The organism is Diaphorobacter sp. (assembly GCF_050251835.1).
Lineage (GTDB): Bacteria > Pseudomonadota > Gammaproteobacteria > Burkholderiales > Burkholderiaceae_C > JBFXIE01.
Genome location: NZ_JBFWLZ010000010.1, coordinates 56,693 through 83,068, shown reverse-complemented (window position 1 = coordinate 83,068; position 26,376 = coordinate 56,693). Strand labels below are relative to the sequence as shown.

Annotated in this window: 21 protein-coding genes; 13 read left to right on the top strand and 8 right to left on the bottom strand. The window is 65.9% G+C overall.

What is annotated here, in order from left to right:
• Nucleotides 1-158: 158 nt before the first annotated feature.
• Nucleotides 159-3,128, bottom strand: a complete 2,970-nt coding sequence (gene ppc, locus AB7E35_RS05780) for a phosphoenolpyruvate carboxylase (RefSeq protein ID WP_428167208.1) — start codon at nt 3,126-3,128, stop codon at nt 159-161.
• Nucleotides 3,129-3,256: 128 nt separating this feature from the next.
• Here ppc and hemC point away from each other — a divergent pair, with 128 nt between their 5' ends.
• The 13 genes from hemC (at nt 3,257) to AB7E35_RS05715 (ending at nt 21,253) form a co-directional block, all read left to right on the top strand.
• Nucleotides 3,257-4,189, top strand: coding sequence for a hydroxymethylbilane synthase (gene hemC / locus AB7E35_RS05775; RefSeq protein WP_428164342.1), 933 nt, complete (start codon nt 3,257-3,259; stop codon nt 4,187-4,189).
• 8 nt (nt 4,190-4,197) lie between these two features.
• A complete protein-coding gene (locus AB7E35_RS05770; protein ID WP_428164343.1) occupies nt 4,198-5,067 on the top strand; it encodes a uroporphyrinogen-III synthase in 870 nt (289 codons plus the stop codon).
• Entirely contained in the window at nt 5,057-6,139 is a 1,083-nt protein-coding gene (locus AB7E35_RS05765; RefSeq protein WP_428164344.1) for a uroporphyrinogen-III C-methyltransferase, read from the top strand. The genes AB7E35_RS05770 and AB7E35_RS05765 overlap by 11 nt, the downstream gene beginning before the upstream one ends.
• A 24-nt stretch (nt 6,140-6,163) precedes the next feature.
• Nucleotides 6,164-7,450 carry a heme biosynthesis HemY N-terminal domain-containing protein gene (locus AB7E35_RS05760; RefSeq protein WP_428164345.1) on the top strand — a complete coding sequence of 429 codons (1,287 nt, stop codon included), beginning with the start codon at nt 6,164-6,166 and terminating at the stop codon, nt 7,448-7,450.
• Between the two features lie 217 nt (nt 7,451-7,667).
• The gene (locus AB7E35_RS05755; protein WP_428164346.1) at nt 7,668-10,571 is read left to right on the top strand and encodes a valine--tRNA ligase; all 2,904 of its coding nucleotides are present in this window, start codon (nt 7,668-7,670) and stop codon (nt 10,569-10,571) included.
• A gap of 78 nt (nt 10,572-10,649) precedes the next feature.
• On the top strand, nt 10,650-11,549 hold the full coding sequence (gene galU, locus AB7E35_RS05750; RefSeq protein WP_428164347.1) for a UTP--glucose-1-phosphate uridylyltransferase GalU: 900 nt from the start codon (nt 10,650-10,652) through the stop codon (nt 11,547-11,549).
• A gap of 180 nt (nt 11,550-11,729) precedes the next feature.
• On the top strand, nt 11,730-12,824 hold the full coding sequence (locus tag AB7E35_RS05745) for a Sir2 family NAD-dependent protein deacetylase (RefSeq protein WP_428167207.1): 1,095 nt from the start codon (nt 11,730-11,732) through the stop codon (nt 12,822-12,824).
• 63 nt (nt 12,825-12,887) lie between these two features.
• Nucleotides 12,888-13,355, top strand: coding sequence for a hypothetical protein (locus AB7E35_RS05740; RefSeq protein ID WP_428167206.1), 468 nt, complete (start codon nt 12,888-12,890; stop codon nt 13,353-13,355).
• Nucleotides 13,355-14,245, top strand: a complete 891-nt coding sequence (locus AB7E35_RS05735) for a PP2C family protein-serine/threonine phosphatase (RefSeq protein ID WP_428167209.1) — start codon at nt 13,355-13,357, stop codon at nt 14,243-14,245. The genes AB7E35_RS05740 and AB7E35_RS05735 overlap by 1 nt, the downstream gene beginning before the upstream one ends.
• Nucleotides 14,246-14,393: 148 nt before the next feature.
• Entirely contained in the window at nt 14,394-16,478 is a 2,085-nt protein-coding gene (locus tag AB7E35_RS05730; protein ID WP_428167205.1) for an AAA family ATPase, read from the top strand.
• A gap of 31 nt (nt 16,479-16,509) precedes the next feature.
• On the top strand, nt 16,510-17,994 hold the full coding sequence (locus tag AB7E35_RS05725; protein ID WP_428167204.1) for a DUF2779 domain-containing protein: 1,485 nt from the start codon (nt 16,510-16,512) through the stop codon (nt 17,992-17,994).
• A 5-nt stretch (nt 17,995-17,999) separates the two neighbouring features.
• The gene (locus AB7E35_RS05720) at nt 18,000-18,983 is read left to right on the top strand and encodes a helix-turn-helix transcriptional regulator (protein WP_428164354.1); all 984 of its coding nucleotides are present in this window, start codon (nt 18,000-18,002) and stop codon (nt 18,981-18,983) included.
• Nucleotides 18,980-21,253 carry a DUF262 domain-containing protein gene (locus AB7E35_RS05715; RefSeq protein WP_428167203.1) on the top strand — a complete coding sequence of 758 codons (2,274 nt, stop codon included), beginning with the start codon at nt 18,980-18,982 and terminating at the stop codon, nt 21,251-21,253. Before AB7E35_RS05720 ends, AB7E35_RS05715 begins: the two co-directional genes overlap by 4 nt.
• Before the next feature lie 237 nt (nt 21,254-21,490).
• On the opposite strand, the gene AB7E35_RS05710 is transcribed toward AB7E35_RS05715, so the two are convergent.
• The 7 genes from AB7E35_RS05710 to AB7E35_RS05680 all read right to left on the bottom strand — a co-directional run bounded on the left by AB7E35_RS05710 (nt 21,491) and on the right by AB7E35_RS05680 (nt 26,376).
• Nucleotides 21,491-22,051, bottom strand: coding sequence for a hypothetical protein (locus AB7E35_RS05710; protein WP_428167202.1), 561 nt, complete (start codon nt 22,049-22,051; stop codon nt 21,491-21,493).
• Between the two features lie 11 nt (nt 22,052-22,062).
• On the bottom strand, nt 22,063-22,263 hold the full coding sequence (locus tag AB7E35_RS05705; RefSeq protein ID WP_428167201.1) for a hypothetical protein: 201 nt from the start codon (nt 22,261-22,263) through the stop codon (nt 22,063-22,065).
• A gap of 153 nt (nt 22,264-22,416) precedes the next feature.
• Nucleotides 22,417-22,644: a sulfurtransferase TusA family protein gene (locus AB7E35_RS05700; protein WP_428163752.1), complete on the bottom strand. Its 228-nt coding sequence runs from the start codon at nt 22,642-22,644 to the stop codon at nt 22,417-22,419.
• Nucleotides 22,645-22,647: 3 nt separating this feature from the next.
• A complete protein-coding gene (locus tag AB7E35_RS05695; protein WP_428163751.1) occupies nt 22,648-23,211 on the bottom strand; it encodes an NUDIX domain-containing protein in 564 nt (187 codons plus the stop codon).
• A gap of 148 nt (nt 23,212-23,359) precedes the next feature.
• Complete coding sequence (cysM, locus tag AB7E35_RS05690; protein WP_428163750.1) at nt 23,360-24,265, bottom strand: cysteine synthase CysM; 906 nt, start codon at nt 24,263-24,265, stop codon at nt 23,360-23,362.
• Nucleotides 24,266-24,874: 609 nt separating this feature from the next.
• Nucleotides 24,875-25,117, bottom strand: a complete 243-nt coding sequence (locus tag AB7E35_RS05685) for a DUF2274 domain-containing protein (RefSeq protein WP_016452507.1) — start codon at nt 25,115-25,117, stop codon at nt 24,875-24,877.
• Complete coding sequence (locus AB7E35_RS05680) at nt 25,114-26,376, bottom strand: TrbI/VirB10 family protein (RefSeq protein WP_016452508.1); 1,263 nt, start codon at nt 26,374-26,376, stop codon at nt 25,114-25,116. The genes AB7E35_RS05685 and AB7E35_RS05680 overlap by 4 nt, the downstream gene beginning before the upstream one ends.

The window sequence follows — 26,376 nt, the reverse complement described above, 5'->3', positions numbered from 1 at the left end:
TAGACGGTCAGCTGTCCACGCCGCATGCTCTCCCACGGGATGCTCACAGCTCCCAGAGGGCTATCAGGCTGTGGACAACTTTCCGAAACCATGTCCTGAACTTCGAGGTTTAGAAGATACAAGGGCCCAAAGGGCGTCAGGGGGGGTGTCACTTCACTTCAGCCGGTATTGCGCAGCGCCGCGGCAATGCCGTTGATGGAGATGTGGATGCCGGTCTGCACGCGCTCGTCGCCCTGGCCCGCGCGCCAGCGGCGCACCAGCTCCACCTGTAGGTGATGCAGCGGGTCGATGTACGGAAAGCGGTGTTTGATGGAGCGCGCCAGCGCCGTGTTGTGCGCCAGGCGCTGCCGGTCACCGGTAATGCGCGTCAGCGCGTCGGCCGTGCGCTGCCACTCCTGCTCGATGGTGGCAAACACCTTTTTGCGCAAGCGTGCGTTCTGCACCAGTTCGCTGTAGAGGGAAGCCAGCGCCAGGTCGCTCTTGGCCAGCACCATGTCCATGTTGGACAGGAGGGTGCTGAAGAACGGCCACTGGCGGTACATCTTGCGCAGCAGGGCCAGCTGGGCCTTGGGGTCTTTGCCGGGCGTGTGCACAAACGTCTCGACGGCCGCGCCAAAGCCATACCAGCCCGGCAACGTCAGGCGGCACTGCCCCCAGCTGAAGCCCCAGGGAATGGCACGCAAATCCTCGATCTTCTGACTGGGCTTGCGCGACGCTGGGCGCGAGCCGATGTTCAGCTCGGCAATCTCGCGGATGGGCGTGGCGTTGAAGAAGTAGTCGGTAAAGCCAGGGGTTTCATAGACCAGCGCGCGGTAAGCCGCCATGCTGGCCTGCGACAGCCGTTCGGCCGCCTCCAGAAACGCCGGGGTGGCGGGCTTGGTGGGCTGCAGCAGCGTGGCCTCCAGCGTGGCGGCCACCAGGGTTTCGAGGTTGCGCCGACCGATCTCGGGGTTGGCATATTTGGACGCAATCACCTCGCCCTGCTCGGTCAGGCGGATCTGCCCGCGCACGGTGCCTGGCGGCTGCGCCAGGATGGCCTGGTAGCTGGGCCCGCCGCCGCGCCCCACGGTGCCGCCGCGGCCGTGGAACATGCGCAGCTGCACGGGCGCGCCGGCGTTGGCAGCGTTCATTTCGTCAAACAGGGCCACCAGCGCGATCTCTGCGCGGTACAACTCCCAGTTGCTGGTGAAGATGCCGCCGTCTTTGTTGCTGTCGCTGTAGCCCAGCATGATGTCCTGCTCAGCGCCGCTGGCGCGCACCAGCTGCGCAATGCCGGGGATGGCATACAGCTCGCGCATGATGGGTGCAGCATTGCGCAGGTCTTCGATGGTCTCGAACAGCGGCACCACGATCAGGTCGACGCGGGCGGGCGAGGCCGCGCCGGGCCGCGCCAGGCAAGCCCGCGTCCCCTCGGGGTGCAGCGAGGACACGCCAGTGCCGAGTTTGGGGGCCACATCCTCCAGCGTGCCGTGCATCAGGCCGACTTCTTTTTGCAGCAGCAACACCTCCAGCAGGTCGCTCACTGTCTCGGTGTGGCTGATGATGTAGTGGCGTATTGCATCACTGCCGTAGCGCTGGCGCATCTGCCGCGCCGTCTCGAAGATGGCGACTTCGCCGCGCGTGTGCTCGGAATACTGTGCGCCCACCACGCGCAGCGGGCGAGCATCGCGCAGCAGGCGCAGCAGCAGCGCGCGGCGCGCCTCCTCGGGCAGCGCGGCGTAGTCTGGCTCGACACGCGCCGTGGCCAGCAGCTCGGCCACCACACGTTCGTGCTGATCCGAGCTTTGGCGCAAGTCCACCGTGGCCAGGTGAAAGCCGAATACCTCCACCGCGCGCATCAAAGGGCGCAGGCGCTCGTCCACCAGGGCATCAGCGCGGTGCAGGCGCAGCGAGGCCTCGATGACCCGCAGGTCGGCCAGAAATTCACCCGCGCTGGCGTAGGCGTTTTGCGGGGCCACTGCGTGCCGCGCCGCGTCACCTCCCGTCAAGTCCTTGAGCGTGGCCGCCAGCCGCGCATACACGCCCGTCAGCGCGCGGCGGTAGGGCTCGTCGCGGCGGTGTTCGCTGGTGTCGGGCGAGCGCGCGGCCAACTGCAGCATCTCGGGCGAGACCTGCACCAGGTTGCTGGACAGCGACAGCTCGCGCCCCAGGTGGTGCACCTCGGTCAGGTAGTGGCGCAGCGCCACGTCGGCCTGCCGGCGCAACGCCAGCACCAGGGTGTCGGCGCTGACGTTGGGGTTGCCGTCGCGATCGCCGCCAATCCACTGGCCCATGCGCAAAAAACTGGCCACGCTCTGGTCGCCGCCCAGCTCGCGCTCCAGCCCGGCGTAAATCTTGGGGATTTCGTGCAGAAAGGTGTATTCGTAATACGACAGCGCGTTCTCGATCTCGTCGGCCACCGTCAGCTTGCTGTAGCGCAGCAGCCGCGTCTGCCACAGCTGGGCCACGCGGGCGCGCAGCTGCGCATCGTTGGCGGCCAGCTCGCGCGGGGTCAGCGTGTCTTTGGCGCTGTTGAAAAGCTGGGCGCGCGCCAGGATGTCGTCGCGCTGGGTGAGCAGCAGGGCAATCTCGCGCTCGGCGTCCAGAATGCTTTTGCGCTGCACTTCGGTGGGGTGGGCCGTGAGCACCGGCGCCACATAGCTGGTGGCCAGGGTCTGCGCCACGGTGCGCGGCGCAATGCCGGCCCAGCGCAGGCGCGCCAGCGCCACCTCGATGCTGCCCTCTTGCGCGCTGCCGGCGCGCTCGTGCACGGCGCGGCGGCGGATGTGGTGGCGATCCTCGGCCAGATTGGCCAGGTGGCTGAAGTACGTGAAGGCGCGGATCACGCTCACCGTCTCGTCGCCCGTCAGGCCTTTGAGCAGTTTTTTCAGCGCCTTGTCGGCCTCGTGGTCGGCATCGCGCCGAAAGGCCACCGACAGCTTGCGCACCTGCTCCACCAGGTCGTAGGCGGCCACGCCTTCCTGCTCGCGGATCACGTCGCCCAGTATGCGCCCCAGCAGGCGGATGTCCTGGATCAGCGGCAGATCCTTGTCGGCTTTGCGGGTGGGCGGCGGCGCATCGGTGGCGTCGGTAGTGCGGGCAGCGCCGTTTTTGCGGGTGGTTTCGTTCTTGCTGGCGGGGGCGGTCATGCGCAAATGTCTCCTGCGCGCCGGTGAAATCGAGGGGGTCGTCGGGGGCCGGCCGCGCCAGCGCAGCATGCTAGCATCCCCCGCTGCCCTTGCCGCCCTGCCGGCACAGGCCCGAGACACCTGCCGCAATGACCCACCCCACCTCCCCGCTTCCCCCCATCGTGATTGCCACGCGCGAGAGCCAGCTGGCCCTGTGGCAGGCCGAACATGTGCAGGCCCTGCTGCGCGCGCGCGGCCACGCCGTGTCGCTGCTGGGCATGACCACGCGCGGCGACCAGATTCTGGACCGCACCCTGTCCAAGGTGGGCGGCAAGGGACTGTTCGTCAAAGAGCTGGAGGTGGCGCTGGAAGAAGGCCGCGCCGACATCGCCGTGCACTCGCTGAAAGACGTGCCCATGGAGCTGCCGGACGGCTTCAGCCTGGCCTGCGTGATGGAGCGCGAAGACCCGCGCGACGCCTTCGTGTCGCCCTGCTACGCGTCGCTCGACGAGCTGCCGCGGGGCGCGGTGGTCGGCACCTCCAGCCTGCGCCGCCAGGTGCTGCTGCAGGCGCTACGGCCCGACCTGCGGATCGAGCCGCTGCGCGGCAACGTGCAGACGCGCCTGCGCAAGCTGGACGAGGGCCAGTACGCCGCCATCGTTCTGGCGGCCGCGGGCCTCAAGCGCCTGGGCCTGCACCAGCGCATCCGCAGCACTTTCGAGCCCGAACAGATGCTGCCCGCGGCCGGTCAGGGCGCCCTGGGGCTGGAGATCCGCAGCCACCGCGCCGACCTGCGCGAGGCACTGGCGCCGCTGGCGCACGAGCGCACCTGGCTCACCGTGACGGCCGAGCGGGCCGTGAGCCGCGCCATGGGCGGCAGTTGCTCCATGCCGCTGGCCGCGCATGGCCAGTGGAGCGGCGACACGCTCGCGCTGCATGCGGCCTGGGGCGACATCTCCGGCCAGTTGGCTCTGGTGCGCGCCCGGGGCGAGGCCAGCGTCACCACGCTGGAGCAGGCCGACGCGCTGGGCCTGGCCGTGGCCGCGCAGCTGCGCGCCGCCGGCGCCACCATAGCGCACTGACCTTGCAGATGACGCAAGCGCACCAGCCATTGCCGCCAGCGCCGCAGCCCCCCAGAGCCATCGTCACGCGCCCCTCGCACGATGCGGCGGCGTGGGTTGCCCGGCTGCAGGCACAGGGCATTGCCGCGCAGGCCTTGCCCCTCATCACCATCGGCCCGGTGACCAGCCCGGCGCTGCGTGAGTCGCTGCAGCAGGCCCGTTCCAGGCTGAGCGGCTACCACGCCGTGATGTTCGTAAGCGGCAATGCGGTGCAGTATTTTTTTGAATCAGATCAGCCCGCAGCCCGGAATCTGCAAACGCTGGCAGCTATCAAAACAAGATTTTGGGCACCCGGCCCCGGCACCTTGTCGGCACTGCTGCAGGCCGGACTGGCGCCCGAATGCATCGACGCGCCCGGCGCCGAGGCCGCACAGTTTGACTCCGAGGCGTTGTGGCAGGTAGTGGCCCCGCAAATCACTGCGGGCGCGCGCGTGCTGATCGTGCGCGGCAGCACCACGCACGCAGACACCCACGGCACACCTATTGCAGCCGAAGGCGGCAACGGGCGTGACTGGCTGGCCCGCCAGATCACCGCAGCGGGCGGCGCCGTGGACTTTGTCGCCGCCTACGAACGCGGTGCGCCTGTGCTGGACGCCGACCAACGGGCCCTGGCAAGGGTCGCCGCCAGCGACGGCTCGGTGTGGCTGCTCAGCAGCTCCGAAGCCCTGGCCAACCTTTGCGCCGTGTTGCCAGGGCAACACTGGGGCGCAGCCCGCGCGCTGGCAACGCACCCGCGCATCGCGCAGACCGCGCGCGCAGCCGGTTTTGGCAGCGTGCATGAATGCCGGCCCGAGCCCGATGAGGTGGCCGCGTCGATAAAATCAATCCATGAGCAATGAGCCCCTTCCCGGCCTGACCGACGCCGCGCCCCCGGTTCCCACCACTGCCCCGGCCCACGGCGCCCCCGTGGCGCTGCTCGCGCTGGGGGCCATCGCGCTTGCGGCGCTGGTCACCTCGGTGATGCTGTGGCAGCGGCTGTCGTCCATCCAGGAGCTGCTGGCACGCCAGTCTGCCGACACCGGCACGCAGGCCATAGAGGCGCGCACCATGGCCCAGCAGGCGCAGGAACTGGCGCGCGAAACCTCGACCCGCCTGGCCGTGGCCGAGGCGCGCGTGAACGAAGTGGCGCTGCAGCGCAGCCAACTCGAGGAGCTGATGCAAAGCCTGTCGCGCACCCGCGACGAAAACCTGGTGGTGGACATCGAAGCCGCCATACGCCTTGCGCAGCAGCAGGCGCAATTGACCGGCAGCCTGCAGCCGCTGGTGGCCGCGCTCAAAAGCGCCAGCCAGCGTGTCGAGCGCGCCGCCCAGCCGCGCCTGGCGCCCGTGCTGCGCGCCATGCAGCACGACCTGGAGCGCCTGGAGCGCGCCTCCGTCACCGACACCGCCGGGCTGCTGGGCCGCCTGGACGATCTGGTGCGCCAGGTGGACGACCTGCCCCTGCTGGGCAGAGTGGCCCAGGCGTCTGCCATGCGCCGCAAGGCTGGCGCCGAGCCCGCTCCCGCGTCTGCGCCGCCTGCCGATGCGGCCAGCAAGCCCGGCTGGCAGATCGGGCTGCAGCGCGCCTGGGAAGGCCTACTCGACGAGACTCGCGGCCTGATGCGCGTCAGCCGCATCGATCACCCCGACGCAGTGCTGCTGGCGCCCGACCAGGCCTTCTTCCTGCGCGAGAACCTCAAGCTCAAGCTGCTCAACGCCCGCCTGGGGCTGCTGGCGCGGCGCATGGACTCAGCGCGCGCCGACCTGACGGCCGCCAGCGGCGCGCTGGAGAAATACTTCGACCCGGCCTCGCGCCGCACCCAAAACGCCGCTGCGGCTATGCAGCAGCTTCAAGAGCACATGAAGGCTGTCGAGCTGCCCGCACCAGACAACACCTTTGCCGCGCTTTCCACAGCCGCGGCGGGCCGCTGAGCCGCCCAGAGGACGTACCGCCCCATGCGCGCAGCACTTTGGTTTCTGACACTGTTCGGCATGGCCGTGGCCGTCGCCCTGTTTGCAGGCAACAACCAGGGCACGGTAACGCTGTTCTGGCCGCCCTACCGCATCGACCTGTCTCTCAACATGGTGCTGATGCTGCTGTTTGGCGGCTTCACGCTGCTGTACGGGGCACTGCGCGGGCTGGCGGCGCTGCTGCAACTGCCCATACAGGCCCGCCGCTGGCGGCTGCAGCAAAAAGAGCGCGCCATGCACGGCGCGCTGCTGGATGCGCTGTCGCTACAGATGGGCGGGCGCTTTTTGCGTGCGCGCAAAGCCGCGCAATCGGCCATTGCGCAAGAACGTGCACTGGAAGAAGCCAACGAAGCCCTGCCCCATGGCCGCCAGCTGCGCACACTGGCGCACATTGTGGTGGCAGAAAGCTCGCACGCATTGCAAGACCGGGCCACCCGGGAGTCGCACCTGCAGCAGGCGCTGGACAGCGTGCCCGAGCGCGCGCCCGCCATCGAGCAAGAGCTGCGCGAGGGTGCGCAGCTGCGCGCGGCGCGCTGGCTGCTGGACGAGCGCGATGCCACCGGCGCGCTGGAGCGTCTGTCGGCCCTGCCCGCCGGAACGGGACGGCGCACGCTGGCGCTGCGTACCAAGCTCAAGGCATCGCGCCTGGCGCACCAGACCGCCCAGGCGCTGGAGACGGCCCGTCTGCTGAGCAAGCACCGCGCGTTCTCGCCCGCTGCGGCCGAGAGCATCGTGCGCGGCCTGGCCATCGAGCTGATCAACGGCGCTCACGATCCGGCCCAGCTGCAAAGCATCTGGACGGGGCTAGAGGCCAGCGAGCGCGCGATGCCCGAAATCGCCGTGCACGCCGCGCAGCGCCTTGCGCAACTGGGCGGCGACGCGCTGCAGGTGCGCACCTGGCTGCTGCCCGTGTGGGAGCGCGTGACCGACCCCAGCCAGCCCAGACTGCCCGATACGCAGGTGCTCAAGCTGGTTCGCGCGCTGGAGGGTAGCCTGCAGACGCTGGACGCCAACTGGCTGGCACGCATCGAATCTGCCCAACAGGCCGATCCGGGCAATGCACGCCTGCAGTACCTCTCGGCCAAGGCCTGCCTGCAGCGCAAGCTGTGGGGCAAGGCCCAGCAGCTGTTCACCCAGGCCGCACACCAATTGCCCGACGCCCCGCTACGCGCCAGCGCCTGGCGTCACCTGGCCGAGCTGGCCGAGCAGCGCGGCGACGCGCAGGCCGCCGCCCACGCCTGGAAAAATGCCGCCCAGGCCTGCATCGACTGACTGCCCGGCACACTCTGAATGCCCGCACGCGCGTACATGGCGGTGGTGCCGCAGTTTGGCCGTCTGCGTGGTTGAGACGGCAAATAATGGCCTCAGCGCCCATGAATAAGGCGCCAACAGCTATCAAAAAAGAAGCGCGATGTAACAGAATAAAATGGCACCTCCTCCGAACCACTTGCCCCAGGCGGCATCCCACGGGATGCCGTTTTTCATTGCCATGAGCGACACGATTGAACAACCCGGCCTGAACAACCTCTCCAAATCCTTCGAGCCTGCGGCCCTGGAGGCCTACTGGGGCCCCGAATGGGAGCGGCGCGGCTACGGTGTGGCCGGCCATCGGGGTACCGGCCAGCCCCAGGCCGGCGCGCCCGCCTTTGCCATCCAGCTGCCGCCGCCCAACGTGACCGGCACGCTGCACATGGGCCATGCGTTCAACCAGACCATCATGGACAGCCTGACGCGCTACCACCGCATGCTGGGCCACAACACGGCATGGGTGCCTGGCACCGACCACGCGGGTATCGCCACGCAGATCGTGGTGGAGCGCCAGTTGCAGGAACAAGGTGCGAGCCGCCACGACCTGGGCCGCGAAGCCTTTGTCAAGAAAGTGTGGGAGTGGAAGGAAAAAAGCGGCAACACCATCACCACGCAAATGCGCCGCATGGGCGACACGGTGGACTGGAGCCGCGAGTACTTCACCATGGACGACAAGCTGTCCAAGGTAGTCACCGACACCTTCGTGCGCCTGTACCAGCAGGGCCTGATCTACCGCGGCAAGCGCCTGGTGAACTGGGACCCCGTGCTGCAGTCCGCCGTGTCAGACCTGGAAGTCGAGAACGAGGAAAAAGACGGCTCGCTGTGGCACATCGCCTATCCGCTCACTGACGGCAGCGGCCAGCTGGTGGTGGCCACCACCCGCCCCGAGACCATGCTGGGCGACGTGGCCGTGATGGTGCACCCCGAGGACGAGCGCTACCAGCACCTGATCGGCAAGACCGTGACCCTGCCGCTGGTGGGCCGCCAGATTCCCATCATTGCCGACGCGTATGTGGACCGCGAATTCGGCACCGGCGTGGTCAAGGTCACGCCCGCGCACGACAACAACGACTACCAGGTGGGCCAGCGCCACAAGCTGCCCCTGGAGGTGGTGCTGACCCTCACCGCCACCATCAGCGACAACGCGCCCGAAAAATACCGTGGCATGGATCGCTTTGTGGCACGCAAGGCCATCGTGGCCGACCTGGATGCGCTGGGCCTGCTCATCGAGACCAAGAAGCACAAGCTGATGGTGCCGATCTGCACGCGCACCGGCCAGGTCATTGAGCCCATGCTGACCGACCAGTGGTTTGTGGCCATGAACAAGGTGGCGAAAGAAGGCACGGGCGACGCCACCGGCAAGTCCATCGCACAAAAGGCCATTGACGCCGTCGATTCGGGCGCCGTGAAGTTTGTGCCCGAGAACTGGGTCAACACCTACAACCAGTGGATGAACAACATCCAGGACTGGTGCATCTCACGCCAGCTGTGGTGGGGCCACCAGATTCCGGCCTGGTACGACGAGGACGGCAACGTCTATGTCGCCAGGAATGAGGCCGAAGCCCAGGCGCAGGCGCCCGGCAGGAACCTGCGCCGCGACCCGGACGTGCTCGACACCTGGTACTCGTCCGCGCTGGTGCCCTTTTCCACCATGGGCTGGCCGCAGCACAGCGACGCCCCCACCGACGACTACAACCTGTATCTGCCCTCTTCCGTGCTGGTGACGGGCTACGACATCATCTTCTTCTGGGTCGCCCGGATGATCATGATGACCACGCACTTCACCGGACGCGTGCCGTTCAGGCATGTGTACATCCACGGCCTGGTGCTGGACGCGCATGGCAAGAAGATGAGCAAGTCCGAGGGCAACGTGCTCGACCCCGTGGACCTGATCGACGGCATCAGCCTGGAGCCCTTGCTGGAAAAGCGCACCCAGGGCCTGCGCCGCCCCGAGACCGCGCCCAAGGTGCGCAAGGCCACGCAGGAAGAGTTTCCGAATGGCATCCCGGCGTACGGCGCCGATGCGCTGCGCTTCACCTTTGCCGCCCTGGCCAGCCTGGGCAGATCCATCAACTTTGATAGCAAACGCTGCGAGGGCTACCGCAACTTCTGCAACAAGCTCTGGAACGCCTCGCGCTTTGTGCTGATGAACTGCGAAGGCCATGACTGCGGGCTGGCCGAGCACGACGCCGCTGCCTGCGCACCCGGCGGCAGCTATCTCGACTTCAGCCAGGCCGACCGCTGGATCGTGTCGCAGCTGCAAAAGCTGGAGGCCGATGTCGCCAAGGGCTTTGCCGAATACCGCCTGGACAACGTCGCCAATGCGATTTACGACTTCGTCTGGAACGAGTTCTGCGACTGGTACCTGGAGATCGCCAAGGTGCAGATCCAGACCGGCGCTAGCCACGCAAACCCACAGGCGGGTCTGGCCCGGCAGCGCGCCACCCGCCGCACGCTGATCCGCGTGCTGGAGGCCATCCTGCGCCTGGCGCACCCCATCATCCCTTTCGTCACCGAGGCGCTATGGCAGCAGGTGGCGCCCGTGGCCGGCATGGTGGGCGACTCGATCGCCATCGCCCCTTACCCGCAGGCCCAGCCCGAGAAAATCGACGAAGCCGCTATCGCCTACGTCGCGCGCATCAAGCAGGTCGTGGACGCCTGCCGACAGCTGCGCGGCGAAATGGGTGTATCGCCCGCACAACGCCTGCCGCTGCTGGTGACGGGCGATACGGCGTTCATGCGCGCCATCGCGCCCGTGCTGCAAAACCTGGCCAAGCTCAGCGAAGTCAAAGTGTTTGACGACGAAGCCGGCTGGGCCGAAGCCACACAAAGCGCACCCGTTGCCGTGGTGGGCGAGGCCCGGCTGGCGCTGTTCGTGCAGATCGATGTCGCCGCCGAGAAGGCACGCCTGACCAAGGAGGCCACGCGATTGCAGGGCGAGATCGCCAAGGCCACCGCCAAGCTGGGCAACGAGGCCTTCGTTGCCAAGGCGCCCCAGGCGGTGATTGAGCAGGAGAAAAAGCGCATGGCCGACTTTGGCGCCACGCTCGCGCGCATTGAGCAACAGCTCGCTCGCCTGAGCTAAGATCACGTTCAGTTACACAAAGGCGCTTCAGGCGCCTTTGTTTTGTCCTGGCACTCTTTTACTTACAAGGCACCTCAATTGAACGCACCGACCCATGTTCGCAAGGCCGTCTTCCCCGTTGCGGGGCTTGGCACTCGTTTCCTGCCAGCCACCAAGGCATCGCCCAAAGAGATGCTGCCGGTGGTGGACAAACCCCTGATCCAGTACGCCGTCGAAGAAGCCTACGAAGCAGGCATCCGTGACATGATTTTCGTGACGGGCCGCAGCAAACGCGCCATCGAGGATCACTTCGACACCGCCTACGAGCTCGAAAACGAGCTGGAGCATGCCGGCAAAAAAGAAATGCTGGAACTGGTGCGCAGCATCAGCCCTGCCGACATGAACTGCCTGTTCGTGCGCCAGCCGCGTTCGCTGGGCCTGGGACACGCCGTGCTGTGCGCCGAGCCCCTGGTGGGCAACGAGCCCTTTGCCGTCATCCTGGCCGACGACCTGATGGTGGGCGAAACAGCCAACGGCGTCAGCGGCCCCGGCGTGATGGCGCAGATGACGGCAGCATTTGCCAAGCAAGGCCGCTCGCTGGTGGCCGTGCAAGAGGTGCCGCTGGAGCACACCAAGCGCTACGGCATCGTCAAGGGCGAAGGTGCCGGCGGCGCCCTGATCCGCGTGGACGAGATCGTGGAAAAGCCCGCGCCCGAAAAAGCGCCCTCGCGCATGGGCGTGGCCGGGCGCTACATCCTCACGCCGCGCATCTTCAAGGAAATCCGCAACCAGCCACGCGGCGTGGGCGGCGAGATCCAGCTGACCGACGCCATCGCCCGCCTGATGACCCACGAGGCGGTGTACGCCTTCCAGTACGCTGGCAAGCGCTACGACTGCGGCAGCAAGGAAGGCTTTCTGGAAGCCACCGTCGAGCTGGCCCTGCAGCACCCGCAGGTGGGCGCGCAGTTCCGCGAATATCTGAAGACAATTGCGCTTTGATTTTGATAGCTGCCAGCGCTTGAATTAAAAGGGCTGGCGTATGTTTTGATCTAAATTGAACGTACTTACCCCGACGAACTGCGGGCGGCCTCCACCTGCGACGCAAGTTGTCGCTGCAATGACCATGATGGATGCACCGGGCTACCTGACACCAGCCAGGGCCCCGGCAAGAAAGCCATCATGACCCAACCCACACCCCCCGCCGGCCGCAGCGACCCGCTTTACCTGCACGCCCGGCAACTGGTTTTGTTTCACGGCGATGCCCGCATTGCCCGGCTGCAGCGCGCCCTGCGCATAGGCCACCAGCACGCCACGGCGCTGCGCGACGCGCTGTGCGGCGACATCCTGGAATACCACGCGCACGACGCCAGCTGGCACATAGCCAAGGGCATGGACATGACCCACGACCCACTGGTGGACCACAAACTCGCCCAAGCCGCCGAGTGGATTGGCAACGCCACCTGCATGGTCGTTGCGGCAGGGGCGGGAATGGGTATTGACTCGGGCCTGCCAGACTTTCGGGGCGACAACGGCTTCTGGCGCGCTTACCCGGCGCTAGGCCGGCAAGGGCTGCGCTTTGAAAGCATCGCCTCGCCCCAGGCGTTTGAAAAGCACCCCGCCACCGCCTGGGGCTTCTACGGCCACCGGCTCAACCTGTACCGCGCCACCACGCCGCACGCGGGCTTCGGGCTGCTGCGCCGCTGGGGCCAGCGCATGCCGCAAGGCTGCTTTGTGTTCACCAGCAACGTCGACGGGCACTTTCAGAAGGCGGGCTACCCCACGGCCCGCATTTACGAATGCCACGGTTCCATCCACCGGCTGCAATGCACGGCCAACTGCAGCGGCGAGATCTGGCCCACCGCCGACCTGCACCCACAGGTGGACGAAGCCGCCTGCCTGCTTCAAAGCGCCCCGCCCCGCTGCCCCAAGTGCGGCGCGCTAGCGCGGCCCAACATCCTTATGTTTGACGACTGGCAATGGAACGACGCCCGCAGCCAGCAGCAACGCATGCTGCTGGACATGTGGCTGGATAGCGCCCAGGCACCGGTGGTGATCGAAATCGGTGCCGGCCGCGCTGTTGCCACCGTGCGCCGTTTCAGCCAGCGCATGCAGCAGCGCGGCAGCCCGCTGATACGCATCAACCTGCATGAGGCAAACATCCACAACCCCCATGCGATCGAGATTTCGCTGGGGGCGAAAGAAGCGCTGGAGCGTATCGACCAGCATCTGACGGGCGCGGGCAACCCCGGGCAGGACAAATCCCAGGCGGACTGAACGCCTGAAAACGCCTTTGCGCTATATGCCAGCTCAAAAGACATGACAGAGGAAACATCAAGCATGAACATGCACAGCCCTGCCCCGCAGCAATCCCCGGTCGTCCTGAAAACCTGCACGTTGCTGATTTCGCATTTCCGCAACTTGCGCGAGCACGGGGGCGGCGGATTTCACACCAGGCTGTTCTCGCACATGCTTCACCCGGAACATCAGTACGTGTTCGCCGGCCGATCCATCACAGTGGATCAGACAACGCCCACCCACCCGGAGCATGTCGTGCCGTGCGCGGTGCTGATTTCGGAATGCCAGCGCATGATCGGGGAAGACGCGCCCGATGCGCAGATTGCCGCCCTGCTGGCAAAGCACTGGAAGGTCGCCACCATCACCAAGGCAGAGCAGCAGCGCCTGGATTTTGAGCTGGGCCTCAAGTCGAAAATGCCGCCGGGGTGGCGCTTTGAAGACGGCGACACGTTGGCCCGCTTTCATGCGGCAAACATCTATCTTGCCGGGCAGCCATCGCCCGTTGTGTGATGCAGCTTTTCGCCTTCCAGCAGGCCATGCACCCTGCGGCCCTGCGCCACCCACGCGCTTCGCCGCAGGAGGACGCGCTGGCCCTGCACACGCTGGCCGGCCACCACATCTGGCAAACGCCACTGGGCCAATGGACCTGCGATGCGCCCGGCGGCTTTGCCTGGCTGTCGGTGGCCGACGGCGTGGCATCCAGCCCATGCGCCGATCTGGCCAGCCGCAGCTTTTTGCAGGTGCTGCATCGCTCCAGCCCGGCCATGCCACTGCAGGCCCAGCAACTACCCGGCCTGGTGCGCCAGGCGCGGCTCGACTGGCGGGCGCACTACCTCAGGCCCCGCACCCGTGGCGCGGCCTGCACGCTGGCCAGCCTGATATATGCCGACGGGCAGGTGTGCGCCGTCAACAGCGGCGATGCGCGCATCTGGCGCTTGCGCGCGCAGCTTGACGGCAGCGTGCAGTGGCTGCAGATCAGCCGCGACCACACAGCCTGGCAGCAGATGCTCGACGAAGGCCAAGCCCAGTCCGAGCAGGCGGATGATTACGCGTCCATCTACCAGGGCCTGCTGCATTGCCTGGTGCTGGACGCCGACGACGACCCGGACGAGAACCTGGACGACGATCTGGCCGAGTGCCCGGGCGCCAGCGCCGCGCACGAAGACTGGCTGCACATCTGGCACGGGCCAGCCACGCCGGGCGACGCCTATCTGCTGGCCACCGACGGACTGCACGGCGCGCTGACCGATGCGCAGATGCAGGCCATCTGGCAGGCCGCCGATTCGCCGCAAGACAAACTGCATGCACTGCACCACGCGTACCGGCGGGCCGGGGCGCAGGACGACATATCGGTGGCGCTGCTGCTGACCAGCAGCATGATGTTGCCGAATCAAAATTGATAGTTGTAAGCGTTTGTTTATTCTGGGCTTGAATCCAAAAAAGTTCGCAACCTCTTGAAACACGTGTAGCACCATGCCGGCACCCGCTAGCGACACATATTGTCGCATCCCTGCGGATGATGACTCCTGTCACACCAGGAGGATCACCATGGCCTACCGCCACCCCAGCCCGCCCCAACTACTTGCGCCGCACATCGCGCTGTGGATGCTGCGCCTGCTCACATCGCCCCAGGGCATGCACAAGTTTGTGCGCAAGGGCGACTTCGCCCGCGACGACCTGGCCTATGCCCTGGGCCTGAACGACTGGATAGACCCGGAGGATCGCCCTTTCAGCCCGGTTGCCGTGCGCGCAGCGCTCTACCAGCGGCTGGTGCAGGCACAGCGCGAATGCGCCAGATCGCCCCTGCCCGCCCTGCTGCAAACCAACGTGCAGCGTCTGGCCGCGCTGGTGGGGCTGGACGCAGTGGATGCGCGCATCCTGGCGTTTGCCGTCTGCCTGCATACCGACCCACTGCTCGATGACGCTGCCGACCTGCTGGAGTCGCTCACATCCACGCAGGTAGTCCAAACCGTGGCCATGCTGCTGGATCTGCCCGATGCGCCGGTGCGCCGGGCCCTGGGCAGCCAGGGTCTGCTGGCGCGCTCGGGCCTGGTGGTGGTCGATCGCAGTGGCTCCAGCCGACTGAAGGGCAAACTGGAGCTGCTGTCGCACACCTTTGCCGACCAGCTGGTGTCGGGCGACGCCGACCCCATCCACCTGCTGCGCGGCAAGATTCAGCCGGCTGCGCCGGGGCATCTGGGCCTGAGCGACTACGGCCACATCCAGACCACGCTTGACATCGTGCGGCCCTGGCTGCGCCACGCGCAGGGCACGGGGCGGCGCGGGGTCAACCTCTACGTGCATGGCGCGCCGGGCACGGGCAAGACCGAGCTGGCCCGCGCCCTGGCGCATGACATGGGCTGCGAACTGTTCGAGGTGGCCAGCGAAGACGAAGACGGCGACCCCATCAGCGGCACCAACAGGCTGCGTGCTTTTCGTGCAGCGCAGAGCTTTCTGGCCCAGCGCAAGGCGCTGCTGCTGTTTGACGAGGTGGAAGACGTTTTCAGCGACAGCCCGCTGGAGCGCCGGGCCTCGGCCCAGTCGCACAAGGCCTGGCTCAACCGCATGCTGGAGGACAACCCCCTGCCCACGCTGTGGCTGTCCAACGCGGTGCAGGGGGTGGATGCCGCCTTCATCCGCCGCTTCGACATGGTGTTCGAACTGCCCGTGCCGCCGCGCAGCCAGCGCGAGCGCATCGTTCAGGCGCATTGCGGCGACCTGCTGGACGCGCCGCGCCTCGCCCGCGTGGCCGCGGCCGAACACCTGGCCCCTGCCGTGGTGGCCCGCGCCAGCGCCGTGGCGCAAGCCATCCTGCCCGAAGTGGGCCGCACGGCCAGCGCCCACGCCTTCGAGCACCTGGTCAGCCACACGCTGCAGGCCCAGGGCCACCGCGCGCTGCCGCGCCATGACGCCAACCGCCTGCCCGAGGTGTATGACCCCGCCTTTCTGAATGCCGATGCCGATCTGGCCGAGGTGGCGCAGGGCCTGGCCGCAGCGCGTGGCACCGGCGGCGCCCGGCTGTGCCTGTACGGGCCGCCGGGCACCGGCAAGACAGCCTTCGGGCGCTGGCTGGCCGGGCAGCTGGACATGCCGCTGCAGGTGGAGCGCGCGTCCGACCTGCTGTCGATGTATGTGGGCCAGGCAGAAAAGAATATTGCCCGCGCCTTTCGCCAGGCCGAAGACGACGGCGCGCTGCTGCTCATCGACGAGGTGGACAGCTTTCTGCAAGACCGCCGGGGCGCGCAGCGCAGTTGGGAGGTGACGCAGGTCAACGAAATGCTCACGCAGATGGAAGGCTTTGCAGGCATCTTCATCGCATCCACCAACCTGATGGACGGCCTGGACCCGGCCGCGCTACGCCGTTTTGACCTGAAGGTGAAGTTCGACTGCCTGGGTCGGGACGCCGCCTGGGCGCTGTTGCAGCGCCACTGCGCGCAACTGGGGCTGCCCTCACCCGGCCCGGCAGAACAGGCCCGGCTGACGCACCTGAAGCAACTCACGCCCGGCGACTTTGCCGCTGTGGTGCGTCAGCAGCGCTTTCGCCCCCTGTCCGCTCCCGACGCGCTGGTGGCAGCGCTGGAGTCCGAGTGCGCGCTCAAACAGGAGGCCCGCAACATTCTGGGTTTTGTTTGACACTATTTGCTACAAAATCAGCTAATCCACCATGCGCACCCTGTCCAAATCGAAGCTACTGGCTTTTCGCCAGTGTCCCAAGCGCCTGTGGCTTGAAGTGCATCAGCCGCAGTTGCGCGAGGACGCCGGCGCCACCCAGGCCAGCTTCGCCACGGGCCACCAGGTGGGCGACATTGCGCGCCAGCTGTACGACCCGCACCAGCAAGGCCAGCTGATCGACCCGCAGGCCGAGGGTTTCGACGCAGCCTTTGCGCGCACCCAGCACCTGCTACAGTCCCGCAAGCCGATCTTCGAGGCCGGTTTCCGCGCCGAAGGCGCGCTGGCCTTTGCCGACGTGCTGCTGCCCGTTGGCAAAAAGTGGCGCATGGTCGAGGTCAAATCTTCCACCAGCGTGAAAGACTACCACCGCGACGACGCCGCTGTGCAGTCCTTTGTGGCCCGCGCCTGCGGTGTGCCCCTGCAGTCCATTGCGCTGGCACATATCGACAGCCAATGGACGTACCCTGGCCACGGCGACTACCGTGGCCTGCTGGTCGAGGCAGACCTGACCGAAGAGGCTTTTGCCCGCACAGAGGAAGTGCGCGGCTGGATCGCCCAGGCCCAGGCCGTGGCGGCACGCAAGACGGCGCCGCACATCGCCACCGGCGCGCAGTGCAGCAGCCCTTACGAATGCGGCTTTGTCGCCCACTGCCAAAGCCAGGAGCCCCAGGCCGAACACCCGGTGCACTGGCTGCCGCGCCGCAGCCAGGCGCTCAAAGCGCACATCGATGAGCATGGCATTGCCGAACTGCGCGACGTGCCCGACGGCCTGCTTAACGCTACGCAGCAGCGCGTCAAAGCCGCGACCCTGTCAGGCCGGGCGTTTTTTGACCAAGGCGCCGCCGCGCAGGCCCTGGCCGCGCACAAGCTGCCCGGCTGCTTCATCGACTTTGAAACCATCCAGTTTGCTGTGCCCGTCTGGCCCAGCACCCGGCCGTACCAGCAAATGCCGTTTCAGTTCAGCGTGCACCGGCTGGGACGCACCGGGCAGGTCAAGCACCAGGCTTTTCTGGACTTATCGGGCAACAACCCGTCGCGGCCCTTTGCCCAGGCGCTCATCGCGGCCTGCGGCCAACGCGGCCCGGTGTTTGTCTACAACGCCGCGTTTGAAACCAGCCGCATCCGCGAACTGGCCGAATGCCATCCGCGCCTGGCACCCGCGCTGCACGCCATTAACGAGCGCATCGTCGATCTTCTGCCCATTGCCCGCCAGCACTACTACCACCCCAGCCAGCAAGGCAGCTGGAGCATCAAGGCCGTGCTACCCGCCCTGTGCCCGGATCTGCACTACGACCAGCTTGACGGCGTGCAGGACGGAGGCGCGGCCCAGCAGGCCTACCTGGAGGCCATCGCCCCCGCCACCCAAGCCCCGCGCAAAGCCGAGCTGGAGCGCCAGTTGCTGGCCTACTGCCACCTAGACACCTGGGCCATGGTGCGGCTGTGGGCGGCATTCACCGCAACCGCTTTGAAAGACTGACCCCCATGGCCCAACGTCCCGACACCCTGGAGACCGCGCTGCTGATGGTGGAGCTGCTGCGCCGCATCCCGCGCGGGCGCAAAATCACCGCCCGCGAACTGCACCAGCAGCTCAAGGACGCGGGCTTCGAGCGAGACCTGCGCAGCATCCAGCGCCAGCTCGAAATCCTCAGCGAGCATTTCGACATCGAACGCGACGAACGCAGCAAACCCTACGGCTACCGCTGGCTGGAGCGCGCCCAGGGCCTGGCCGTGCCCCACCTTACACCCCAGGAATCGTTGCTGCTGCAACTGGCCCAGGAGCACCTGAAAAACCTGCTGCCCGCGCGGCTGATGGCATCGATGGACGGCTTTTTCACCCAGGCCCGGCGCAACCTGGGTGATAGCCCCGACACGGCGCTGGAGCGCCAATGGCCACACAAGGTGCGCGTGGTGGCCACCAGCCAGCCGCTGCTGGCGCCCACTATCGCGCCGGGCGTGCTGGAAGAGGTCAGCGAAGCGCTGTACTCCAACCACTGGCTGCAACTGGACTACCGCAATGCCGCCGGTAAGCGCCGCCAGGTCAAGGTCATGCCCCTGGGCCTGGCCCAGCAAGGCCCACGCCTGTACCTGGTGTGCCGCTTTGAAGGCTTTGACAACGAACGCAGCCTGGCATTGCACCGCATCCGCAAGGCTGAAGCATCCACCCTGCGCTTTGAGCGCCCGGCGGGGTTTGACCTGCAGAGATACGACGACGACGGACGCTTTGGCTTTGGCGAGGGGCAGCGGGTGCGGTTGACGTTTCAGATTGAAAAAGAGGCAGGTTTTCATCTGGCGGAAACGCCGCTGTCCCGTGATCAACAGGTGCGGGAATGGCCCCACGGCTGGCTGGAGGTGACGGCGACGGTCGTCGATAGCGCGATGCTGGACTGGTGGCTGCGGGGGTTTGGGGAGGCGGTGCAGAACGTGCAGAAAACCACCACTGTGGAAAAAACCAAGGAAAGCGAATGACAGACAACGAAACCGCCCATGTCCTCTCCCTGCGCGACATTGCCGCCTGGCAGTTTCCACAACTCGCGCAGGGCATGAAGAATGACCGCCCGCCCATCGTTGCCGCCATCCCGTCGCTGCAGCGCGGCGCGGTATGGAAGCCGCAACAGGTCGAGTTGCTGTGGGATTCGATACTGCGGGGTTTTCCCATCGGTGCGCTGGTTGTCAGCAAGGTGCTGAAAAATCAGCAATCACACCCCGGCAAACACGGCACCGGCTGGGGCGATGGCATCAGTCACCACCTGCTCGATGGCCAGCAACGCTGCAACGCGATTGCCCTGGGCTTTCAAGACCCGTTTGACAACACCGACAGCGCCCCACACACCGCCCTCTGGCTGGACATCGCCCCCGAAGGCCATTTCGCGCACAACAGCAGCCGTGCCTTTTTGCTGCGCCTGTGCACTACTGCCCACCCCTGGGGCTATGGCACGCAAGACACGCTGGAAAAGCTCTCTGCCCACCAGGTCCGCGAGGCGTTGCGCGATGACTACGACTGGAAGCAGCAGCCCCAGGACGACGATTACCAACGCCCCCGCCCCAAAGACACCTGGCCACACAAGGCCGGCGTGCCCGTTCCCCTGGCCTGGCTGCTGCAAGGCGCTGCCAGCCCCGATCTGTGGGGCCATCTGCGCCAACGTCTGACCCGCCAGTTCCCCATCAACACCCTACACTCACGCCACTGGGCCCGCAAAGCCTGGAACTTTCTGCAGCCGGCGATCGATGGATCCCTGCACGATCTGGCCCAGGCTCTGCGGGCAACCGCGCATGTGCGTGTGGTGGCGCTCACCGTCCCCCCCGAGGCCCTGTCGCGCCCGACCCGCCAAGAAACCCAGCAGCACGACCAGCCCCCCCTGGGGGAACAGCGCATTGCCAACGTCGAGCACCTGTTCCAGCGCCTCAATGCCGGGGGCACCGAACTGCGCGGGGACGAGTTGCTGTACTCCATGATCAAAGCCTATTGGCCGGGCATAGAAACCACCATCGACCTCCTGCCGCGCAGGCCTCCCGCCACCCAGGTGGCGCTGCTGGGCACCCGCGTGGCCTTGACCGATGCGGCACAAGACAAGCCACGCGGCCCCTTGGGCATCAGCCAACTGCGCGCCATCGCCCCGTACGCGCCAATGCAGGCGGCGACGCAGGACGCACAGGAGCTCCAGCGCCAAGGGGAGGAGCTGCGCATCCAACACATGTTTGCCCTGCACGCCAATGCGGCCCCTGGAGCGGCAGAAATCGCCCGCATCCTGACCACGGTCGATGGCTGGCTCCTGTACGACGCCCACGCCAACCCTTGGGGCCTGCCACCCGTGCTGCGCTCGCGCATGGCCGAGCAGTGCCCTGAAATGTTTTACTTCTTGATGCTGCTGGCGCGTGCGTCCTTGCAACAGCAAATGGCCGCCCGCCATGAAAAAGCCGTGCGCCGCCGCCTGCTCGGCCTGGCCACCGCCGTGCATTGGTTTGGCGGCGATGCGCCAGCCGCCGTGCGCAAACTCTGGGAGATGAAGCCCCTGGCCCAATGGCTGACACCCCAGTCTTTCGATGGTGTGCTGGCGCAGCTCAAAGACCTGGGCGATGGCCGCAGCGGCATCATCGACCTGCGCTCCCCCCGGGGGCTGGCCAAGATCGTGGAGGTGCCGCAGGCGAGCACCCTGCAAGATTGGAACTGGTGGAACACCCTGATCGTCGCCCCGGCCCAGGGGGATGACGACAAACAGGCCGAACGCCATGAGCGCTATTGGCCTTTGCTGGAAAAGCTCCCGTACTGCGAGCCGCTGCTGATGTACTGCCAGCGCCGCTGGATGGCCCAGCGTTTTGGCGACTACGACCGCCACCTCGACAACGGCTACTGGGACGACCACAACCGCCCCTGGGATTTCGATCACATCCTGCCGCAGAAGATGTTCTCCGACGTGCGCAGCGCCAAGTACCTGCGCGTGTGCCAGCAATGGGGCTACACCATCGGCAACCTGCACATCCTGCGCTTTGAAGAAAACCGCAGCCGCCAAGACAGCCCGGCCACCGAGAGCATCGCCGACGCGCACCTGGACATGGCCTGGCTGCGCGATGGCGACAAAGACCTGCGCCCCGCCTTTTCCATCAGCCGGGAGGACGTGCGCGGCGGCACGGATGAACAACGCAACAAGGTGCTGGGCTTTGTGCGCGCGGCGCGCACCCGGATGCTGCGGCTGTACGAGGAGTGGTACACGCAGCTGGACATCGAGAGAATGCTGTAAGGACCGTGACCCCACCGGGTCGGCGCGCGTCCAGGCACTGCCGTTTTTTACGAGCCCTCACCCCCAAGAGACAGCGCTTTTTAACCATCAAAATAATAGCTTTTTGCGCTTTACAGACAAGGGCTAAAAGCGGTTTTCATTCATAAAAATAGCGCTTGCTTCCCGGGCCGCCCCAGCTCGCAAAACACCCGGGTGGCTGGCGGTGGTGTGCAGGAGTGAATGCTGCGGAATAAGGGATCAGAGCGCCATCCGCGCGTCCAATTCCCGCAACAACCAGCTATTGATGCCCTTGATGAATTCACCTATCGAGGCACCCTCCCCCAGCCGCTCGGCCACGGCATCGCCGTGAACCACGAACGTCTCTGCCGCATGTTCCCGCACGCTTTCCAGCGCGCGCAGGGCAGTGGTGCGGCGTCTGCGCCCTTCCCAATCGCAGGGCATGCCCATCACCGCCACGGTGTGCAGACCTGCGTCACGGGCCCGGCGCGCCAGGGCCGGGGTGGCAGTGGAGCCTGCATAGCCGCCCAGGCCCGCCAGCAGATAAAGCGCCTTGCACTGCGCCAGCCAGGGCATGACCGCCTCGACACCCGAGGCATCGGCGTTCAGCAAGATGGCGGGCATCCCCTGGATGCGGACGATGGCGCTGCGGTCGGTATTGACGGCCAGGTGCTGCACCTGCATCTGCACCCGGTAAAGAACGCCGTGCCGATGGCGCTGCACCATGTTGCAACCGGCCCCGCCGATGCCCGCGATGGCTATCGACGAAAAAGAAAGTTTGTTATCCACCAGGTGCAGCATGCGCAGGCCCCTCACAAGGTGCGCTTGAGCGAGCCGGTACGAATGTCGTACACCCGCACCCGCCCGTCGCCGCAAGTCACGGCCACCTGCTCGCCTGTAATGTTGGCGGCCACCGCCCCTTGGTAGCTGCTGCAGCCGATGGTGCGCTTCAGGCTGCCGGTGCGGATTTCAAAGACCTTGACGGCGTTTCTCTCGATCTTGGCGGCGTACATCAAAACTCCTGGGTTGGCTGCAATGGGTACCCAGCGTAACGCCGCCCTGCGACAGGCTGTGCCGTATCTCAGTACCGCCGCAGCGGCACATCGAATTATCAAAACAATAGCTGCCAGCGTTTGATCTGAAATGGCTTGCGGCTGATTTGGTACTCAACGCCGGCGCAGAACGTGGATGTATTCCTCACCCACCGTCTGCTGCTCCACCAGCTCATTGCCCGTCTGCTTGGCAAACGCCTGGAAGTCGCGCAGGGAACCGCTGTCGGTTGCCAGCACCTTGAGCAGCTGGCCACTGGCCATGTCGGCCAGGGCCTTTTTGGCCTTAAGGATGGGCAGGGGGCAATTCAGTCCCCGGGTGTCTATTTCTTTGTAGATATCCATTTTTCAGTCCTTCGGCGCGTCCAACCCGCGGCGGCGCTCTGCGTTTTCTTCAGCGGTGAAAAAGACCGGCTCATGGCCTTTGGTACGTAGCCAGTCGGCCAATGCATAGCCAGTGCCGGCAGGCCAGCATTTGAGATGATGCAGATCGTAGAACCTGTGATCCACCAGCTCTGGCGACAGGCACACCTGGCCCGTGGCGTGCACATGGTAGGCAATGATGACCTGATTCATGCGCATGAACTCGTACACACCCACCAAGCTTACGGACCGCGCATCCAGATTGGTCTCTTCCTTGACTTCGCGCGCAATGCCGTCCTCGGGCGTCTCACCCGCCTCCATGAAGCCGGTAATCAGCGCGAACATCTTGGGCGGCCACAGCGCGTTGCGCGCCAGCAGAACCTGGCCGTCCACCTCCACGATGGCCGCCAGTACCGGCGTGGGATTGTTCCAGTGCGTCCAGCCACAGGCGGGGCAGCGCAGGCGCTCTTTCTCGCCACTATCCTCCAGCAGCACGACAAGCGCGAGCGCAGTGGCGCAGTGGGTGCAAAAACGGGTGTCGTATCGCATGGGCGCGGCAGTCTTTCGGTGCGTGGCAGCAGCAAAAAGCTATTTTTTTAATAGCTTTCAGCGCTTTCAAAACGGGGGCTAAAGGCCATTTTCACCATTATTCAAAGGTGTCAAGACATCGAACGTCTAGACCCCCACCCGATCCACATCAGGCCGGGAACACGCCAGTCGACAGATAGCGATCACCACGGTCGCACACCACAAACACAATGGTGGCCCCCTGCTCTCGCTGCGCAATCTGCTGCGCCACCCAGCAAGCGCCCGCCGCGGAGATGCCTGCAAAAATCCCCTCCTCACGGGCCATGCGCCGTGCCATGTCCTCGGCGTCGTCCTGGCTCACCAAGACCAGTTCATCCACCAGTTGGGGCTGGTAAATCTTGGGCAGATACTCCTGAGGCCATTTGCGAATGCCCGGGATACGCGAGCCTTCCTGCGGCTGCGCGCCGATGATGCGCACGGCCGGGTTTTTCTCGCGTAAGAAGCGTGCCACACCGGTGATGGTGCCGGTGGTGCCCATCGCGCTTACAAAGTGCGTAATGCGTCCCTCGGTCTGCTCCCACAACTCCGGGCCGGTGGTTTCGTAATGGATGCGCGGATTGTCTGGGTTGGCAAACTGATCCAGCACCACGCCCTTGCCCTGCGCCACCATCTGATCGGCCAGATCGCGCGCGTACTCCATTCCGCCGCTTTTAGGCGTCAGGATCAGCTCGGCGCCAAACGCCTTCATGGTCTGTGCGCGTTCTACCGACAAATCCTCGGGCATGATCAGCACCATTCGGTAGCCCTTGATGGCCGCAGCCATCGCCAGCGCAATGCCGGTGTTGCCCGAAGTGGCCTCGATCAACGTGTCACCGGGTTTGATCTCGCCACGCTCCTCGGCCCGCTGAATCATCGACACAGCCGGCCTGTCCTTGACAGAGCCTGCAGGGTTGTTGCCCTCCAGCTTGCCCAAAATAACGTTGCCGCGCCCCGCGTTGTCCTGCGCTCCAATGCGCTGCAGTGCGACCAAAGGCGTGCGCCCGATCGCATCCTCGATAGTGGGATAAGTCTTCATATGCCGCTACTGTGCCATAATTCGGGACTTCGCTTCAGCGCCTGCCCGGGTGGTGAAATTGGTAGACGCAGGGGACTCAAAAATAGGGACTTCTACGTAGTTCTTGCTTGAGGTCACTGCCTGCCAAGCCGCATGGGACAAGGGATTGAGTGATAAATCGCCTCTTGATCGAGATGCCTGCATTTCGAGCCAGGAGTCAGCTAGGAGCCAGGACGATGCAAGCTGGCTCCCAGTGAGGAGTAGATAGTTGAAGTAGCATCGTGCGTCATGCCCGAGTGGTGAAATTGGTAGACGCAGGGGACTCAGACCAAATTTGAGCCCTCCGGGGGAAACCCCAGAGGTGAAGCCCGTCAAACTCGGCGAAGGCCCTGGACGCAAGTCCGAGCTAATACCGAGCCAAGCCCTGGAGCCGAAAGGCTCCTCGGAAGGTGTAGAGAGCAGACGGCGGGCACCTACGGCCGAAAGGCTATGGTGAAGGCGTGCTCCAGCCCACGAACGCCGTTTCTTCGGAGACGGCGGCGGCGAAAGCCGAAGTGGGAAGAAAATCCCCCGCCGCAAGGCGTGCCGGTTCGATTCCGGCCTCGGGCACCAATTCAAGAGCCGCCTCTGTCAAGCAGAGGCGGCTTTTTCGTTCTTGGTCTGCGTGCGCTTGAATCCTCGATCCCCCGCCATGAAGGTTTCCAGCATGTACGGGATCAGCATCGTGGCATCGACCGCCTCCCCATACGCCTGCGCGTACAGCGCGGCATAGCGGTCAAGGTCGGCTTTCAGGCTGACCGAGCACGCAAAGGTTAGCTTCGTGGACTCCAGCTTGGGCAGCGGCCCCAGCCGCAATTTCTTCGTCGTGCTCATCGCATCGCCCCCCGCTGGAAGAACATCGGCTGGTACGGTCGCAACACCAGATCGCGGTTGACGATGATCCGCACCGGCAGGCCCGGCCGCTCCGTCAAGGTCGGCTGAATGTTCATGTTGCGCCGGGTCATCTCCTGGCCGACCTGATTGATGCTGTCCTGCGCGCTGTCGCGCCCGGCAATCACGATGCGGTTGCCGTTCTGCCGGTTCTCCGGCGCGGCCAGCTCCGCGCCCACGCCCAGCAGTGTCGTCAGCGCCGCACCGGCAAAGACGCGATCCCAGTGCCAATCGACGCCATCCTCCAGGCCGGAGTAGCCGGCCGGGTCGGCGCCCGCGAGGTTGTCGAGCTTCAGCGAAGACGTATCCGGCAAGATAATGCGGTTCCACACCACCTGCACGCGGCTCTGCCCATAGCTCATCTGGCTGTTGTACTTGCCCATGAGGCGCGAGCCCTGAGGGATCAACAGAAACTTGCCCGTGGCCGAGTCGTAGACCGGCTCCGTCACCGTGCCAATCACGTCGCCCGGCAGGTCCGACTTGATGCCTGTCACCAGCGCCCCGGCGATCACCGTCCCGGCCATCATCTGGTACGGCGAGGCTGGCATTTGCAGATTGCCAGAATTGCGGGTTTCCGTAGAACCGCCTTTCAGGAAAGCCTCTTTCTGGTCTTGCCGGTTCTGCACGGCGGTCGGGTCGGCAGGCTGGGCAGCCGTCGAGGCCGGCCCAGCGGCCAGCGGGTCGAAGCCCGCCAAGGTCGATGCCGGGCCAGCCGCTTGCGCAGTCGCTGGCGCTGCGGTCTTGCCGGGCGTACCAGAATGGAAGAACACCGAGGAAGCCGCTGCCGCTTCGGCTTCCTTGCGCCGAGCGTCCTCCGGGTCGTGGCCCGGTGGCGCATACGTGGGTGTCACCGGCTGCTGCGCCTTCACGATGGCAGGGCCGAGATCGCCCGGCAGCGGCGGCCCCAGCTCCGGCACCTTCCGCAGCTTGGAGTAATCCGAAGGCAGGCCATCCAGCCCCTCGGACTTCGAGACGCGATCCACGTTGTAAAGCTCGGTCTGCTCGCCTGCGCCGCGCCGATGTGGCTGCAATGACCAGATCGTGGCCCCTAGCACGGCGACCGACAGGCCGCCCGTGAGCATGGCCAAGGTGCGCCGATTCAGGCGTGTGACCGGGCGCGGCTGGGCGCGCAGCGCCACCGCCTCGGGCGCGACCTTGCCCGCCTGTGGCGTGCCAAGATCGCGAGTGTCGTCCTGGCTCAT

Coding starts and splice junctions, on each gene's coding strand:
- AB7E35_RS05725 (WP_428167204.1), top strand. CDS start 16,510: ATGCGCACCCTGTCCAAATCGAAGCTACTGGCTTTTCGCCAGTGTCCC.
- AB7E35_RS05735 (WP_428167209.1), top strand. CDS start 13,355: ATGCAGCTTTTCGCCTTCCAGCAGGCCATGCACCCTGCGGCCCTGCGC.
- AB7E35_RS05700 (WP_428163752.1), bottom strand. CDS start 22,644: ATGGATATCTACAAAGAAATAGACACCCGGGGACTGAATTGCCCCCTG.
- AB7E35_RS05720 (WP_428164354.1), top strand. CDS start 18,000: ATGGCCCAACGTCCCGACACCCTGGAGACCGCGCTGCTGATGGTGGAG.
- ppc (WP_428167208.1), bottom strand. CDS start 3,128: ATGACCGCCCCCGCCAGCAAGAACGAAACCACCCGCAAAAACGGCGCT.
- cysM (WP_428163750.1), bottom strand. CDS start 24,265: ATGAAGACTTATCCCACTATCGAGGATGCGATCGGGCGCACGCCTTTG.
- AB7E35_RS05765 (WP_428164344.1), top strand. CDS start 5,057: ATGAGCAATGAGCCCCTTCCCGGCCTGACCGACGCCGCGCCCCCGGTT.
- hemC (WP_428164342.1), top strand. CDS start 3,257: ATGACCCACCCCACCTCCCCGCTTCCCCCCATCGTGATTGCCACGCGC.
- AB7E35_RS05730 (WP_428167205.1), top strand. CDS start 14,394: ATGGCCTACCGCCACCCCAGCCCGCCCCAACTACTTGCGCCGCACATC.
- AB7E35_RS05745 (WP_428167207.1), top strand. CDS start 11,730: ATGACCCAACCCACACCCCCCGCCGGCCGCAGCGACCCGCTTTACCTG.
- AB7E35_RS05695 (WP_428163751.1), bottom strand. CDS start 23,211: ATGCGATACGACACCCGTTTTTGCACCCACTGCGCCACTGCGCTCGCG.
- AB7E35_RS05710 (WP_428167202.1), bottom strand. CDS start 22,051: ATGCTGCACCTGGTGGATAACAAACTTTCTTTTTCGTCGATAGCCATC.
- AB7E35_RS05715 (WP_428167203.1), top strand. CDS start 18,980: ATGACAGACAACGAAACCGCCCATGTCCTCTCCCTGCGCGACATTGCC.
- AB7E35_RS05685 (WP_016452507.1), bottom strand. CDS start 25,117: ATGAGCACGACGAAGAAATTGCGGCTGGGGCCGCTGCCCAAGCTGGAG.
- AB7E35_RS05770 (WP_428164343.1), top strand. CDS start 4,198: ATGACGCAAGCGCACCAGCCATTGCCGCCAGCGCCGCAGCCCCCCAGA.
- AB7E35_RS05680 (WP_016452508.1), bottom strand. CDS start 26,376: ATGAGCCAGGACGACACTCGCGATCTTGGCACGCCACAGGCGGGCAAG.
- AB7E35_RS05740 (WP_428167206.1), top strand. CDS start 12,888: ATGAACATGCACAGCCCTGCCCCGCAGCAATCCCCGGTCGTCCTGAAA.
- AB7E35_RS05705 (WP_428167201.1), bottom strand. CDS start 22,263: ATGTACGCCGCCAAGATCGAGAGAAACGCCGTCAAGGTCTTTGAAATC.
- AB7E35_RS05760 (WP_428164345.1), top strand. CDS start 6,164: ATGCGCGCAGCACTTTGGTTTCTGACACTGTTCGGCATGGCCGTGGCC.
- AB7E35_RS05755 (WP_428164346.1), top strand. CDS start 7,668: ATGAGCGACACGATTGAACAACCCGGCCTGAACAACCTCTCCAAATCC.